General features: G+C 43.6%; 15 protein-coding genes. 8 read left to right on the top strand and 7 right to left on the bottom strand.

What is annotated here, in order from left to right:
- Positions 1-23: 23 nt before the first annotated feature.
- Complete coding sequence (locus ACQCVE_RS10935; protein ID WP_426845066.1) at positions 24-1,184, bottom strand: aminotransferase A; 1,161 nt, start codon at positions 1,182-1,184, stop codon at positions 24-26.
- 195 nt (positions 1,185-1,379) lie between these two features.
- Between ACQCVE_RS10935 and corA the strand changes: the two genes are divergently transcribed.
- Together corA and ACQCVE_RS10945 are read left to right on the top strand one after the other, a co-directional pair.
- The gene (gene corA / locus ACQCVE_RS10940; protein WP_426862813.1) at positions 1,380-2,345 is read left to right on the top strand and encodes a magnesium/cobalt transporter CorA; all 966 of its coding nucleotides are present in this window, start codon (positions 1,380-1,382) and stop codon (positions 2,343-2,345) included.
- A gap of 77 nt (positions 2,346-2,422) precedes the next feature.
- Positions 2,423-2,626: a hypothetical protein gene (locus ACQCVE_RS10945; protein ID WP_426845068.1), complete on the top strand. Its 204-nt coding sequence runs from the start codon at positions 2,423-2,425 to the stop codon at positions 2,624-2,626.
- A 457-nt stretch (positions 2,627-3,083) separates the two neighbouring features.
- Here ACQCVE_RS10945 and ACQCVE_RS10950 read toward each other — a convergent pair whose 3' ends face one another.
- A complete protein-coding gene (locus ACQCVE_RS10950) occupies positions 3,084-3,212 on the bottom strand; it encodes a hypothetical protein (RefSeq protein WP_426845069.1) in 129 nt (42 codons plus the stop codon).
- A gap of 147 nt (positions 3,213-3,359) precedes the next feature.
- On the opposite strand from ACQCVE_RS10950, the gene ACQCVE_RS10955 reads away from it, so the two are divergent.
- Positions 3,360-3,914, top strand: coding sequence for a TIGR00725 family protein (locus tag ACQCVE_RS10955; RefSeq protein WP_426862815.1), 555 nt, complete (start codon positions 3,360-3,362; stop codon positions 3,912-3,914).
- Positions 3,915-4,048: 134 nt separating this feature from the next.
- Here ACQCVE_RS10955 and ACQCVE_RS10960 read toward each other — a convergent pair whose 3' ends face one another.
- The gene (locus ACQCVE_RS10960; RefSeq protein ID WP_426845071.1) at positions 4,049-4,450 is read right to left on the bottom strand and encodes a hypothetical protein; all 402 of its coding nucleotides are present in this window, start codon (positions 4,448-4,450) and stop codon (positions 4,049-4,051) included.
- A gap of 76 nt (positions 4,451-4,526) precedes the next feature.
- Entirely contained in the window at positions 4,527-5,501 is a 975-nt protein-coding gene (locus tag ACQCVE_RS10965; protein ID WP_426862816.1) for a GGDEF domain-containing protein, read from the bottom strand.
- A 284-nt stretch (positions 5,502-5,785) separates the two neighbouring features.
- Here ACQCVE_RS10965 and ACQCVE_RS10970 point away from each other — a divergent pair, with 284 nt between their 5' ends.
- Complete coding sequence (locus ACQCVE_RS10970) at positions 5,786-7,042, top strand: ATP-binding protein (RefSeq protein WP_426862818.1); 1,257 nt, start codon at positions 5,786-5,788, stop codon at positions 7,040-7,042.
- Between the two features lie 158 nt (positions 7,043-7,200).
- Here the strand turns inward: ACQCVE_RS10970 and ACQCVE_RS10975 are convergent, their stop codons facing one another.
- Complete coding sequence (locus ACQCVE_RS10975; RefSeq protein ID WP_426845115.1) at positions 7,201-8,433, bottom strand: NCS2 family permease; 1,233 nt, start codon at positions 8,431-8,433, stop codon at positions 7,201-7,203.
- Between the two features lie 256 nt (positions 8,434-8,689).
- On the opposite strand from ACQCVE_RS10975, the gene ACQCVE_RS10980 reads away from it, so the two are divergent.
- The 4 genes from ACQCVE_RS10980 to ACQCVE_RS10995 all read left to right on the top strand — a co-directional run bounded on the left by ACQCVE_RS10980 (position 8,690) and on the right by ACQCVE_RS10995 (position 12,288).
- A complete protein-coding gene (locus ACQCVE_RS10980; protein WP_426845074.1) occupies positions 8,690-10,021 on the top strand; it encodes an MFS transporter in 1,332 nt (443 codons plus the stop codon).
- A 53-nt stretch (positions 10,022-10,074) separates the two neighbouring features.
- The gene (locus tag ACQCVE_RS10985; RefSeq protein ID WP_426845075.1) at positions 10,075-10,725 is read left to right on the top strand and encodes a glycoside hydrolase domain-containing protein; all 651 of its coding nucleotides are present in this window, start codon (positions 10,075-10,077) and stop codon (positions 10,723-10,725) included.
- Positions 10,726-10,809: 84 nt separating this feature from the next.
- Positions 10,810-11,715, top strand: a complete 906-nt coding sequence (locus tag ACQCVE_RS10990; protein ID WP_426845116.1) for a chemotaxis protein — start codon at positions 10,810-10,812, stop codon at positions 11,713-11,715.
- 30 nt (positions 11,716-11,745) lie between these two features.
- The gene (locus ACQCVE_RS10995) at positions 11,746-12,288 is read left to right on the top strand and encodes an HD domain-containing protein (RefSeq protein WP_426862820.1); all 543 of its coding nucleotides are present in this window, start codon (positions 11,746-11,748) and stop codon (positions 12,286-12,288) included.
- Positions 12,289-12,317: 29 nt separating this feature from the next.
- Here ACQCVE_RS10995 and ACQCVE_RS11000 read toward each other — a convergent pair whose 3' ends face one another.
- Together ACQCVE_RS11000 and ACQCVE_RS11005 are read right to left on the bottom strand one after the other, a co-directional pair.
- Positions 12,318-12,791, bottom strand: coding sequence for a YkyB family protein (locus tag ACQCVE_RS11000; protein ID WP_426845077.1), 474 nt, complete (start codon positions 12,789-12,791; stop codon positions 12,318-12,320).
- 78 nt (positions 12,792-12,869) lie between these two features.
- The gene (locus ACQCVE_RS11005) at positions 12,870-14,387 is read right to left on the bottom strand and encodes an HD domain-containing phosphohydrolase (protein ID WP_426845078.1); all 1,518 of its coding nucleotides are present in this window, start codon (positions 14,385-14,387) and stop codon (positions 12,870-12,872) included.
- Positions 14,388-14,403: the final 16 nt, after the last annotated feature.

Here is a 14,403-nt window from a genome sequence, read left to right on the forward strand (position 1 = left end):
GCATTCAGCTGTCAAAATCTCTTTTAAACCGGCTGGACCACATTTCGGATAAAATGATCAAAGCGGTCCATCCCTGTCTCCAGCTGCTCCATTGAGTAAGCGTAAGAGATCCGGATAAATCCTTCCCCGTACTTGGAAAAAGCACTTCCCGGCACCACGGCTACTCCTCCATCACTGACTAGGGAAAGAGAAAAGTCAAAGGAAGATAAGCCGAATTTTTTGATGGAAGGAAATATGTAAAATGCACCCGTAGGCCTGGCTGTTTCAATTCCCATCTTTATAAGCCTGCCGTACACGTATTCCATTCTTTTCCTGTATTGTTCGCGCATGATAAACGCGTCATCAATTCCGTTTGTCAGCGCCTCATAAGCGGCTTTCTGAGAAATGGAGGAAGCACAGGATACATTATACTGATGTACCTTAAGCATGTGCTTTGCAATCTCTTTCCGGGCAAATACAAACCCCACTCGCCATCCTGTCATGCTGTGGGATTTAGACAGCCCGTTTATAACTATGGTTTGTTCAGGCAGCAATGCTGCAATGGAATAGTGAGTTCCAGTAAACACCAATTCACTGTAGATTTCATCTGAAAGAACAAAAACATCCCGTCCTCTTAAAAGATCGGCGATTTTTTCAAGCTCTTCACGGTCCAGAGCAGCGCCTGTCGGATTGGATGGATAAGGCAGGATGACACATCTTGTCCTTTCTGTTAATCGTGCTTCAATCTGTTCTGCTGTTAATTTGAACTGGGTTCTGGCTGTGTCAGCATGAACAGGAACGGCTCCGCAAAGCCTGATAATCGGCTCATACCCGGGATAAACCGGCCCGGGGAGAATGACCTCACTTCCCTCAGAGAGGATTGTCCTTAGCGTTATATCAATGGCCTGGCTTGCTCCTGCGGTTACAATGACTTCTTCTTCAGGACTATAGGAGAGTTTGTACTTCTTCAGTAAAAAGTCGCTTGCTGCTTTTCTAACCTCTGCATACCCCGCATTATGAGTATAGGAGGTGAAGTTTTCATCAATTGCTTTTTTTGCCGCAGCCTTAACATGATGCGGGGTGAAAAAATCGGGCTGCCCGATTGTCAGGGATACAACATCTTCATAATTCTCAACTAAGTTAAAAAACTTTCTGATTCCAGACATTTCGATCTCTTTTACTCTGGGCTGGATTAAATGCTCCATCAAATCACCTTTTCTTCCTCGTGCTTATGTATCATTTTAACAAATCTTATCTCCATTTTGTAAAGATAAACATTTTCTCATGCCAATTGCCTTTTTAAAAGCGCCTAATGGAATGTTAAAATGGTACGCAAGGTTTGAATCTGCTTAATCAGGGTAAATTTTTAAAAGTAAAACTGCCAATCGGAGATGGAATAAATGATTCGAACACTCGCCGTAACAGATTCCGGAGAAGTTATATACGATTTACCGCTGGGTTCATTGAAAAAAGAAGGATACAAGTGGTACTGGGTTGACTTTCAGGAACCTTCCGAAAAAGAGATTCAGCTGCTTTCAAAATTTTTCAGGTTCCATCCACTCGCAATTGAGGACTGTGTAGAATTTGTACAGCGGCCCAAAATGGATTTTTATGACGATTATTTCTTTTTGGTGCTCCACTCCATCCATCAAAAAACCCTGGATGCCGAAGAAGTCGATCTATTTGTCAGTGACCGGTATCTTGTTTCTTTTCATAAAAAGCCTGTCAGGGAAATCAGTAATTTATTTTTGCGTGTGAAAAAGGATGCTGGTATGCAATCCGGGCCCATGCAAATCATGTACGAGATACTTGATAAACTGGTGGATGAATATTTTCCTCCAGTCTACCAATTGGAAGATGTGCTCAATTCGATGGAAGATAAATCCGGGGAGCAGACAATCAGTTCCATTATGGAAGAAGTGTTTAAAATACGTACAGATTTATCCAGTCTCCGCAGAAGCATTATCCCTATGAGAGACTTGCTGTACCGTATGATTTCCTCTTCAAAGCTCAGCGGTCTAAAGCAAAAAGAAATTTACCTGCAGGATGTTTATGATCACCTGCTGAAGCTGGTTGAAATGATTGATGCAAACAGAGAGCTGACTGCGGATATTAGAGACAGTTACCTTTCCATCAGTTCGGATAAAATGAACCGGATTATGATGACTCTTACCGTAATGTCATCCATCTTTCTTCCGCTTACCTTCATCGCCGGTCTGTATGGAATGAACTTTCAATATATGCCGGAGCTGCAGGGAAGAAACAATTATTTTGTTGTTCTTGGGATCATGATTGTTATCGTGATTGTTATGGTTGGATTCTTTTGGAAGGTCGGCTGGCTCCGCTACAAAAAATCAAAATTATAGCCCGCCCCCCCATAAGACCTATTTATTAATCGAAAATCTATATGTACACAAAAAATCCTTATAAGAAGGTGAAATTTGTGCTTCCAGATGATACCTATCTTACACCGGAAGAAAAATTACTTGTTGTCAAATTAAGGAGCGAAATGTTTAATGCTCTGACATTAGAGCATATGAAATTTTATAAACAGGAATTGGATAAAATTTATGAACAGGCGGAAAGAAGAGAAGAGTTTAAAGAAAAGATGAAAAAAATGGAAGATGAAATTCGGTCCCTTGTATAGAGAGACCGGATTTTTTAATGCAAAAAAGTTTTTTCATGCTCATTCCGATAGAACCATTCCCTAACGTCAGGGATGCTGCAGAAAATCCAGATTCCATACACCTGGCAATACCAATGTGCCTTCTGGTGCCTGCCTCCGACCCTCCCTCTGCTAAAGAATTAAAGCTCTGGCACCATCTCTCGGGCCCGTTATACCGCAAGGCTTTAAAGAACAAGTCTCCGTACCGCTTTGCGTTAAAGCAGCAGGGGCCAGGCACTGTGCCTGGCCCCACTTTCGGTGCCGTACTAAAGCTCCGGCACTTGATCCGCGAATCCTTGCTGCGCAAGGGCTGGCAGACCAACGTCTTTGCCCCCCGCCCCTTTACAGCAGTAAAGCTCCGGCACCGTGATACCTGGAAAAGCCGTTCCTGAATCATCTGAGGATTTCGATAAGTCACTGGCATGCTCTTTCCAGCGGGTCATTTTGCAGGGGGATGTGATTTTTTTTCAGCCTGCTGTGAAGTTTGGGCATCTTTAGAGAACTCCATCTCTGTAATAGATGCTGCGTGCTGGAGTCCGGATTTAGTCTTGCGATTTCTTTTTGTCATTGGAATCCCTCCTTATGTATAGAATGGCAAGCTTGCTGGCATGCCATCCTTTTATTTAGTGGAAATTCGAGGAGGATTTCCTTTACATGTCCAAACGGATGGAAATTTCAAGTATACTAAATATATCAGGAAAAGCGGAGGACGATCATGATCAGGATAGCGATAATAGGTCAATCAGGAACAATTCCGGAAGAAGTTTGTACGATAGCTGAGGAAGCTGGTGCGGAAGTGGCTAAACGAGGTGCGGTTCTGCTGACTGGAGGCGGAAGCGGAGTGATGGAGCATGCTTCAAAGGGTGCGAAAGAATCAGGCGGTCTTGTAATCGGGATTTTAGCAGGAGACCTTACCGATGTGGCAAATGATTACTTGGATGTCCCCATTACAACGGGGTTAGGCTTTGATTACCGCAGCCTTATTCTGGTGCACTCATGTGATGCCATTATTATGATAAGAGGGGGAAACGGCACCCTTGGTGAGCTTTCAGCAGCTTATATGAACAGCAAACCCGTTGTCGCTGTTGAGACTTCTGGAGGATGGGCGGCTAAAATTAAAAATGCTGCATTCGAAGGTATTTATCTGGACGAGCGCAGAACAGTAGAAATACACTACGCGTTAACCGGAAAACTGGCTGTAGAACGGGCGTTTGAACTGCTGAGCAAAAAAATGGATCCTTCAAGAAATACGGGCTTGACAGGCGATTAATGGCAGCTTAAGTGGAAGAGCCGAAAGAAACCGCTCTTAGAATAAAGGGCTGTTCTTGCACCTGTCGGGGGCTTCTTTCATCCGTACCTGATAAAAGCAGGCTCCCTGCAGGCAGGGAGCCTTTTAGTGTAAGGTCAGAAGCAAGTAAAGGAGCTGATTTGCCTAAGGTCGATCCCGAAATAGAACCATTGTCTAAATTGAGGGTACCATCTAAATCCTGCTGTAGAATTTCTTCCAACAAAGGTAGGATAGAACCAGAACTGCTGACCGTTATTCAGCCAGATATACGTGTTGCGGAAGAGGCATCTGCGGATTCCTCCCGGGTCTACTGCAAAGGCCGTGGCCTGCTGCTGAACAGGTGTAAAAGCTGGAGGCGGGCCAGGGGGCTGCTGGGTGCCGCCTCCGGGTAATCCCCCGGGTGGAGGCGGCGGGGGCTGAAGCATTTGACGCTCCCAGCCAGGCAGGAATGGATAATCATTAAGAAAAAAAGAAGCATACGGATCATAGTCAACGGGATAACCTGCATATTGGTACATGGTTGATGGTCCTCCTTAGAAAGGAAATACAGTCCATCTACCTTATGCAGAGCAGAACATATGGGTGTATGCCTGCCTATGATGTCTGAACTGTTTTTTTCTTAGGATGATAGGGAATATAGCAGCTATTTAAAATAGCCTTGCATTTTTTTTTCGCTTTAGCAGCGGCGCTGCTTAATTCTTCTGAAGTTGCAAATGTAGCTTCCTGATTCGTCACAACTGCGATTGAGAGGGAGGTAAGAGGAATTTTTTCATAGCTGTTCTTCCGGGATAATCCGATTGAGTACCCGCGATCCCAGTCAGACTGTTCGTAATATTTATTCACGACGACTGTGAATTCCATAATAATGTTTTTGCAAAGCTGCTCATATTCAAAATGGGGAAGAATGGCAAGAAAATCATCGCCTCCGATATGTCCCAGAAAATTATTTTCGTTACCGCTTGATGAAAGGTATTTAATTAAAATATTTGCTGTTTCCTTTATAAGCAGATCTCCCTTTTTAAAACCGAACCGGTCGTTGAATTCTTTAAAATGATCAAGATCTGCATATAAAAGGGTAAACCTGCTGCTGTGTATAATCTCATTCAGTTTATTCTCAATTAAAATGTTGCCCGGAAGACCTGTCAGGGGATTCGTCCAGGTAGCTAAATCTGCCTGCACTTCAGCGAATTTCATCAAAAGATTTTTGATGCTGATTATCCCAATGTATGCGCCTTCAGAGGTGACGATGATGTAGTCATACAAAAACTCCTCTTCCCGCTGCATAGCAAGGGAGCTTACTTCTGTAATACTGTCCGAGGCATCAACAATAAGTGGATTTGAGTCCATAATTAATTCGATGGGCCGTCCCATAAACAAATCATATCCATATTTAGTAGAAAGTTTGTGATTATACCTGGATTTCATCACAAGACCTACAGGCCTGCTGTTTTTTATGACAACAATTCCCTGGGCTGAGGAGTGCTCTTCGAATAGGATTTCTGCTGTCTGGGTTTTTACGTCGCCTGTTATAACAGGCGCTTTTTCGGCAATATCACCAATCTTTATCATTAGCATGACTCCTTGACTAGTTCGTATTCACCACAGTTACTACTATTTTACTATATATATCGACATATAATTGTAAAATTTGTGTAAATCAATGGAGTGTTTTATTAGGCTGCAGGCCAGATTATAAATCCCTGAAAAATTCAGAGCGAATTTGCCGGCTAACGTGACTTCATGTTCAATGTGAAGAGTTATAAAGCCTTTAATTAAACAAGGAGATTTGCTATATGGATTATAAAGTTTTCATGATATATTGTGAATTGTAAGAAGATAGACGGAGGTAGCCAGTGCTCATTTATTTAAAACCCCTTATTGTAAATATGGCGATTTTGTTCTCTTTTACGTTTAACGCCAACCTGATTTTTCCGTTTCATTCAGGAAAGAGGATGTCAGTTAAGCAGCAAGTCATTTTTGGCCTTATCAGCGGTTTTGGGGCTATGCTCTGCATGCTTTACCCAATTGAAGATCTGGGGGAAACGTTCTTTGATTTCAGGATGATCGCGATTTTGATTGTTACGTTGTATTCCGGCTGGCTCGCGGGAGGAATTGGGCTTTTGCTCGTTTGTTCTATCCGGTATGGATTTGGCGGAGAATTTATGCAGGTCGGCTTAATTATCAACACGGGTGCCTATGCGGCAGGCATCATCTTCAGAAAAATATTCTTAAAGGCTCAAGTCCGCCTCGCAGCAGGGGCTTTCATTGTGTTCATTTATTTTCTTCTATACATTTGGATTGTTTCCGTGTTCATTACTTTCTTGCCCTTTGAGTTTTATATGATCTATTTCTTGTTTTTCTTTGCTGTTACGATGGCGATGATCGCAATTATTGAGGCGCTCATTCGCATCAACCGGAACCTGGTCAATATGGTGTACCTGGAAAAGCTGACCACCATCGGTCAAATGGCAGCATCCATTGCTCATGAAATACGGAATCCCATTACGGCTGTAAGAGGATTTATACAGTTCCTGCAAGAAGACACGGCTGATTCGAAGCTTAAAGAATTTTCGCCGCTCATTCTTGGAGAACTGGATCGGACGAACAAAATCATTACTGATTATCTGAAATTGGCCCAGCCATTCGAGTTCGAGCTTGAAAGGGTGAAAATTGATCAGCTTCTCAAAGATTCTGTTGAACTTTTAACGCCTATGGCTACTTATGAGAATGCAGAGATCAGTCTTGAAATGCTTCCAAGCAATGATGTACTGGGAGATACCGAGCATTTGAAGCAAGCCATTATTAACCTGCTTAAAAACTCAATTGAAGCATTGGATGGCAGCGGCACAATCGCTGTGTCGAAAAAACCGGACTATTTTAACGGCAAAGTTCTAATTACCATTTCAGATAACGGCAAAGGAATGGACGAGGAGCAGCTTAAACATATCGGTCTTCCTTTTTATACGACGAAAACGAAAGGAACCGGTCTTGGGACAATGATTACAAGCAGGCTCATTCATGATATGGAAGGGGAGATTGCTTACAGCAGCAGGCTTGGTGAAGGAACATCGGTAACAATTACGTTAAAGGCCTTTAATCGAATTGGATAGTCACCAGGGAGAAGTGCTGGTACCTGAGCAGGAAAAGCGGGCTGCAGAATAGGCCGGTCCCCCTCATCCGCAGCGCCGGGGGGGGGACGGCCAGCCCAAAAAACCAAGATCGCATGCTGCGGGAGCGACCTTGGTTTTGGATTGTGTCGTGTTATTCCTTAATGGACCGAATGGAGAATCATGCTTGCAAGAAAGAGCAGAGCGATTATATATAAAGGCAGCCCGATTTCTTTCGAACGTTTCATAGCCAGCTTGACGATTGGATAGGCTATGAATCCGAAAGCCATTCCATCGACGATGCTGTAAGTCAGCGGAATTAATGCAATGATCAAAAAGGCAGGAAAGCTTTCTGAAAAGTCCTGCAAATTGATGTTCTGGATGTTTTGAATCATCAAACCGCCGATTAGAATAAGCACCGGAGCAATCGCACCGTCAGGAATCAGCTTAATATAAGGCAAAAACAGCAGAGAAGCCAAAAAAAGCAGTCCGGTGATTATAGAGGTTACCCCTGTGCGTCCTCCAGCAGAAATACCGGCAGCAGTCTCTACCGTGCTCACGGTTGGACTTGTACCCAGGAATCCTGAGGCAATGGCCGATAATGAGTTGGCCTGCAAAGACGGCTTAAAGCGGTTAGGGCGGCTGATCATGGATGTATGGCCATGAACCAGTCCAGCATTTTCAAACACAATAACCATGGTGAGAGAGAAAACGCCAATCCAGAAAGCAGTGTCAAACATACCTGCAAATGAGATTGAGCCAATGACGGTTACATATGCATCAAAACCGCCGGCACTCTCTGAAGGTGAATTCGGCGGGATAAGTCCAAACAAAGAAGCTATAACGGTGCCAGCCAGGATGCTGATTAGAAAATGTCCAGGTACCCCTTTTGCAAATAATACAACCGTGATCAAAAGAGTCAGAATGGACGCAATCACTGCGGGACTGCTCAAATCACCCATCTGGACGAATGTCGTTTTACTTGCTTCAACAAGACCTGCTTTCTGGAGGCCAATAAAGGTCAGGAAAATCCCAATCCCGACTGTTATGGCCTCTTTTAATGCGGATGGGATCGCAGCTGACAGAATTTCGGTCAGCCCGGTAAATGCAACGGCTGCAAAAAGCAGCCCGGAAATGACAACTACAGCGAGTCCCTGCTGCCACGGAATGCCCATTGATTGACAAATCGTATAGGTAAATAACGCATTGACTCCCATGCCCGGTACGAGGATGATCGGCGTCTTTCCAATCAATCCCATGAGCAGGCATCCGGTAAATGCTGCCAGGACAGTGGCAATCATTCCTGCTTCAAGAGGAATGCCTGCATCTGAAAGAATAGAAGCATTTACAGCAATGATGTATACAGCGGTCAAATATGAAACGATTCCTGCCATTATTTCTTTCTTGATCGTGGTTCCATTTTCTTCGAGCTGAAAAAGTGACTTCAACGGTAATCCTTCCTTGTTTTTCATCCCTCGACCCTACCCGTATAATCGGCACGCCGATTCACATTATGCATTATAGCAGGCAAAGACTTTTTTTGCATCAGCGTTTTTCTGCAAATGTTAAAAGATAGTAAAGACAAAGGAACCTGGTTCCCGGACCTAGAATACATAAGCATCAACAGTTACAAGGAAAGGTGTCGTCACTATGTCGGAAATAAATTATTCAAAAGCTGATTCTCCGGGGCTGAAATCCTCCTGGCCTGTCTTTTTTTCACTCCCCGTTCTTTCTTGGGCGCTCTATGATTTTGCGAATACCATCTTTTCCTCCAATATGATTACCATCTTCTTTCCGTTTTATCTGGAGGAGGCCATAGGCAGCAGTGAGAGAATGGATCAAATTGCAAGCACCTTTATATCCTATGCCAATGCGGCAGCGGGTCTTTTTCTCGTGTTATTTTCTCCCCTTTTTGGTGTAATGATTGATCGGACCGGAAGGAAAAAGAGGTACATCATCCGATTTACAGCGGTTACTGTTTTAGCGACAGCGCTTATGGGCGTTTTTGGATATGTTCAGCTGCCGGGTTTTTTGTTTGGTGTGCCCGCATCCCTTGGGATCATCGTAATCCTGTTTATCATTGCGAAATTCTTTTATTCTTCCAGCTTGATTTTCTACGATGCCATGATTACGAATGTCAGCACCCCTCAAACGCTTCCGCTCATTTCCGGCTTCGGAGTAGCTGTCGGGTACATTGGAACGCTTGCGGGTCTCACTATCTACCCATTTATCGGAGGAGGGGGCTTCCATCAGGCCTTCATACCGACAGCCTGCCTGTTTGCCCTGTTTACACTGCCGCTCCTTTTTTTTACAAAGGATCAGCCGCTGCTTGAACCCAGGGAAAAAAAGCATTTTCTTAGTGGGTATAAAGAAATTTTAGCAACCTTCAAGGAGCTGAAGCAATACAGACCCGCCTTTCTGTTTTTAGTGGCGTATTTTTTTATCAATGACGCTCTAGCTACAGCGATCGCAATGATGGCTGTTTATGCCAAAGCCATTGTCGGTTTTTCGAACAGCCAGTTTATTCTTCTGTATTTGGTTTCGACCATTGCAAGTATCGGGGGTTCCTTTCTCTTTGGATTTATTACAAAATCTGCCGGTGCTAAAAAGGCCGTAACAGCAGTCGGCTTTATTTTACTGACTGCCTTGCTACTTGCAACGGCGGCAACAGAAGAGTGGATGTTCTGGATAGCGGGGAGTCTGTTCGGCATTTCTCTCGGGGCTGTGTGGGTAACCTCCCGTACGTTAATCGTAGAAATTACTCCGGAGGACAAAAGGGGGCAATTTTTTGGGCTGTTCGCTTTTTCAGGAAAGGTTTCCTCGGTGATCGGTCCGTTGCTGTATGGAACCATTACGCTGCTTTTTGCCGATTATGGCGACATTGCAAGCAGGGCAGCGCTGGGCTCACTTATGATTATGGCGGCCATCGGGCTTATCATTCATCAGCGTGTTACATATAGGACGGCTGATCAAGTGGATTAAGACAGGCAAGCCCGTGCATATAAATAAGGGAAGCACGGGAGGAAGTGGTATAGGTGACGCGCAAAGCCTGGGGAATCGATTCGGCCAAAAAAGCAGATCAGGAGTTATATAATTGTGTAAAGAAGCATTATGGGACTCCTGCGTATTGGGGCCGTTATCTAGCTGACGTGCCTGGAGTTTCAAGAGGCTTATCCAAACTTGAAATCAGCTTTATCCATAGCAGGGGGATTAAAATTCTGCCTATTTATAACGTTTTCGACCAGGCGATTGATTACGACAAAGGAGCCATTGCCGTCAGGAATGCTGTATTCCATGCAAGAAGACTTGAAATATCGGCAGGTACGGTCATTTTCGCCAATATTGAGCATTTTTTTACGGTTAAAGCTGAGTGGATTTCCGCTTGGGCAGAAAAAATGACAGAGACCGGTTTTCGGCCTGGGTTTTATCATGATCCCGTTAAAGGGGACTTTTCGGATGCCTACTGTGAAGCGGTCAATAAAAACAGCAGGATTGCAAGGGAGAGCATCTTATGGTCCTCCAGACCGGAAACCGGAGCAGGCAAGGAGTACGAAGCCCCGCCATTTAATCCTTCAAAGCCCCCTTGTAAAGGGAATGTCTGGATTTGGCAATATGGAAGGGATGCCAGGCTGTGTCCGATTGATACCAATCTGGCTGAGTCAAGGCTTATGAAATACTTATATTAATTCAAATGCCTTCTTTGTCCGGCTTCATCTCTGAATGAAAATGCCGATATAAAAGGTATCATAGTGAATGGAAGGAAGAGCATGATGGCAGAGAATAGAGGAATCTTACTGGAAAGCGGTACAAATGAGCTGGAATTAGTAGAGTTTCTAATTGGTGAAAACCGCTTTGGCATAAACGTTATTAAAGTGAAAGAGATCATTCAGCCTGTACCAGTTACAGCTGTCCCGCACTCGCACTCATATGTTGAGGGAATCATGGAACTTCGCGGCGAGGTGCTTCCTGTAATTAATGTGGCGAAAGCCTTGAATTTGCAGGAAAAGGAAATGACCCGTTCAGATAAGTTTATTGTCACAGAGTTTAATAAACAAAAACTAATCTTTCATGTGCAAAATGTCACACAAATTCATCGGGTGACATGGGATATGATTGAGAAGCCTTCAACGATGTATCAAGGTCTGGAATCACATATAACTGGAGTGATCCAGCTGAATGAAAAGATGATTCTCATGCTTGATTTTGAAAAAATTGTAGTCGATATCGATCCGGCGTCCGGTCTTACCGTGGAGCGTGTGAAAAAGCTTGGGAAAAGAGAACGCTCAGAAAAGAAGATTCTCATAGCAGAAGATTCACCTATGCTGCGAAAGCTTTTAAAAGAGACCTTAGAAGAAGCAGGGTTCTCAAACATGGAGCTGTTTGAAAACGGGAGGGAGGCCTACCTTTATCTTGAACAGGCCGCTGAAGAGCAGGGGAAAGCGCGAGATTGGATTCACCTGGTGATTACGGATATTGAGATGCCTCAAATGGATGGTCTTCACTTAACAAAAAAATTGAAGGAACATCACGTGCTTCAGGAAATCCCTGTCATCATTTTTTCATCCCTTATCACAGATGATCTTATGCATAAGGGAATTAGGGTCGGAGCAACAGCTCAGGTAAGCAAACCTGAAATTGATGAGCTGGTTGCATTAATTGATCAGCATATTTTATAGTAAAAAGAAAGGACTGGAGGGTGTAACCGTATGATTAGCGAAGCAAAGAGATTTGCTGAGTTTGCCCACAGGGGCCAGGTCCGCAAATTATCAGGTACACCATATTTCATGCATGCTGAAAATACGGCTACGATTCTAATGAAAGCAGGAGCCTCTAATCCCCTTATTGCAGCCGGATATTTGCACGATACGGTAGAAGATACCGACACGGAACTCGAGGACATTCAGCAGAAATTTGGAGTCGAGGTTGCAGAGCTTGTCGCTTTCAATACAGAGGATAAAACCAAAACTTGGGAAGAAAGAAAGCATGCGACGATCGACAGGGCTGGTGAGGCAACCTTGCAGGAAAAAATGCTTCTTGCAGCGGATAAGCTGGACAATCTGCAAAGCATTGAACAGGAATACAGCAAATACGGGGACGAGCTTTGGAAGCATTTTAACCGCGGCAAAGACCAGCAGAGCTGGTATTATAGGGAAGTTGTAAAACAGCTATTTGTAAGGCTGCAGCCTTCTGACATCCCGACTTATTTTTACTCGCTCGAAAGGCTTCAAAATCGGTTATTCTCAAAATAGGAAAACCGTGCGGACATCCCGCACGGTTTTTAATAGTTTTCTCCCAGTTTTTTGAACACTGGCTTCACATATGTACGTGAATGCGGCTGTCCGGATTGAGGCTGAGACAATTTTTCTTCTTTAATGCCGGTATAGGCCTGCAGCAATTCTTTAGCTTTTTGTAGAGGGAAATGGCTTTTTGGGTTGCGGTAGGTCTGGTTTAGGGACCCTAAGTGCGGGAGCTGCTGGAAATCTTCCTTGGATGGAGGCATATGAAAATAGTAGGAGCCTGCACAGACTAAAACGTCCGATTGCTGTTTGCTGAATTTGGGGTTCTTTGAGAAATGAAGGCCTTTCTTTTCTGCTTTCCCCTCGGAAATCAGTTTGATCAGAGCTTTCTTCTTTAGAAAATAAAGATACTTAGGATTGGTTGCAGTTTTAGCATGGCGGTTAACGGTGTAAACAGCTTTTGCAATATTCTCCGGAGTCATTTGCAAAAATTGGTCTTTCTTTCTGTCGGTCATACGTAAGCTCCTTAATTTGCCAATATGTTTTATTGATTTAGTACAATTATACGAAACCGTTTAGAAATTGCAACTGCTTCAAAGAAGCTGCAAGCTTGCTTCTTTCTCCATATTCTCAGGGAGTTCCATATATTCCAGAAAAAGTTCTGTGTATGTCGGATCCCACTGGGTTCCTTTCCCTTCCTGGAGAATCATTAAGGCTTGTTCCAAGGGCATTCCTTTCCGATATGGACGGTCTGATGTCATGGCATCAAATGCATCAGCCACTGCCAAAATCCTCCCGAACTCTGGGATTTCTTCTCCCTTGAGTCCTTCCGGATACCCTAGTCCATCATATCGTTCATGATGAAATTTAACTCCTGGAATAAGGGGGGCCATAGCGGAGGCGGGCTCTACGTTGGATAAAATATTCGCACCAATTACAGGATGGCGCTTAATTTCTTCGAATTCATCATCTGTTAATCGTCCGTCCTTAAGCAAAATACTATCTTTTATTCCAATCTTGCCAATATCATGCAGCAGAGCTGCTTTTTTAAGCAGGTCAAGTTCTCCGTTATCCATACCCGCTTTCTGCCCGATAATAAACGCATATTCAGAGACTCTGATGGAATGGCCGGCTGTATAGAGGTCTCTCGCATCAAGGGTCATGGCCAGTGTCCGAAACAGGCTTTCTGTTAACTGGCTGTTAATGCGGTCTTTAGCTTTAAGACCGTCAAGCATTTGATTATAGCCTGAAATAAGCCTGGAAAATTCATCAGAATAAACCTCATTCCGATACTCATATTCACCTTCTTTAACGGACTGCATTCCTTTCTCCAAGTTGGAAATCGGTTCACCGATGTCTTTAAGAAGAAGAAAGCATACAAATGTGGAAAAGCCAACTGACATCAGCATAACCAGAGCAGCCCAGCTCCAATAATCCTGTATGAGCCTGAGAGAAGCTTCATTCAGGTGAACCTGAGTGGCGATACTGAAAAGCAGCAGGGGGAAAATACCAATATAAATAGCAGTGAAAAGAACCTTTTTCTTTATTGATATATAAATTGCCGGAGACTGAGCAAGATCTTCACCAAATTGCATTAATGCCCTTCTCCTAATGTCAAAAAGCAAAGGTTTAATGGAGGAGGTTGTCAGAAAATATTCGATTACACTATGCATACCCGCGATTAAAATGGCTCCTACCAATGCAAGAATAATGTAATAGCCAGGGAAACTGAATTGCCCGCTTACATATAATACAGCTGCAACGGAAAATCCGGGTACAGAGAAACCGAATAGATGGGGGAAATTGATGCGGAATATTGTTCTCTGAGGGAATTTGTGGACCTCGTAAAACGCTTTTCTCATCTCATCAAAAGAGGCATCGCTTAAAAGACCTTTCCGAATGGGTTTAAGCTGGGCCTTTAAAAAAAGAATGTCCAGTGAAATCATGCACAAAAACGCGCCGGCCATCACGGACATTAAAATGAGGATTTCTCTGAATGTAATCGACAGGGTTGAAAATATAAAAACGGATCCTACCCCAAAAACTGCCACAATCGAACCTAAGATATAGTTAAAAATAACTTTTTTTATAAACTGAGAATAAATTTTCATGTATGCACAACCTTTG

Origin of the sequence: Metabacillus sp. 113a, from assembly GCF_050107635.1 — a bacterium.
In the GTDB taxonomy this organism is placed as follows: domain Bacteria; phylum Bacillota; class Bacilli; order Bacillales; family Bacillaceae; genus Metabacillus_B.

Excerpts from the sequence above, each read along its gene's own strand:
- ACQCVE_RS10935 (WP_426845066.1), bottom strand. The coding sequence starts at position 1,184 with ATGGAGCATTTAATCCAGCCCAGAGTAAAAGAGATCGAAATGTCTGGA.
- corA (WP_426862813.1), top strand. The coding sequence starts at position 1,380 with ATGATTCGAACACTCGCCGTAACAGATTCCGGAGAAGTTATATACGAT.
- ACQCVE_RS10950 (WP_426845069.1), bottom strand. The coding sequence starts at position 3,212 with ATGACAAAAAGAAATCGCAAGACTAAATCCGGACTCCAGCACGCAGCA.
- ACQCVE_RS10955 (WP_426862815.1), top strand. The coding sequence starts at position 3,360 with ATGATCAGGATAGCGATAATAGGTCAATCAGGAACAATTCCGGAAGAA.
- ACQCVE_RS10960 (WP_426845071.1), bottom strand. The coding sequence starts at position 4,450 with ATGTACCAATATGCAGGTTATCCCGTTGACTATGATCCGTATGCTTCT.
- ACQCVE_RS10965 (WP_426862816.1), bottom strand. The coding sequence starts at position 5,501 with ATGATAAAGATTGGTGATATTGCCGAAAAAGCGCCTGTTATAACAGGC.
- ACQCVE_RS10975 (WP_426845115.1), bottom strand. The coding sequence starts at position 8,433 with ATGGCAGGAATCGTTTCATATTTGACCGCTGTATACATCATTGCTGTA.
- ACQCVE_RS10980 (WP_426845074.1), top strand. The coding sequence starts at position 8,690 with ATGTCGGAAATAAATTATTCAAAAGCTGATTCTCCGGGGCTGAAATCC.
- ACQCVE_RS10990 (WP_426845116.1), top strand. The coding sequence starts at position 10,810 with ATGGCAGAGAATAGAGGAATCTTACTGGAAAGCGGTACAAATGAGCTG.
- ACQCVE_RS10995 (WP_426862820.1), top strand. The coding sequence starts at position 11,746 with ATGATTAGCGAAGCAAAGAGATTTGCTGAGTTTGCCCACAGGGGCCAG.
- ACQCVE_RS11000 (WP_426845077.1), bottom strand. The coding sequence starts at position 12,791 with ATGACCGACAGAAAGAAAGACCAATTTTTGCAAATGACTCCGGAGAAT.
- ACQCVE_RS11005 (WP_426845078.1), bottom strand. The coding sequence starts at position 14,387 with ATGAAAATTTATTCTCAGTTTATAAAAAAAGTTATTTTTAACTATATC.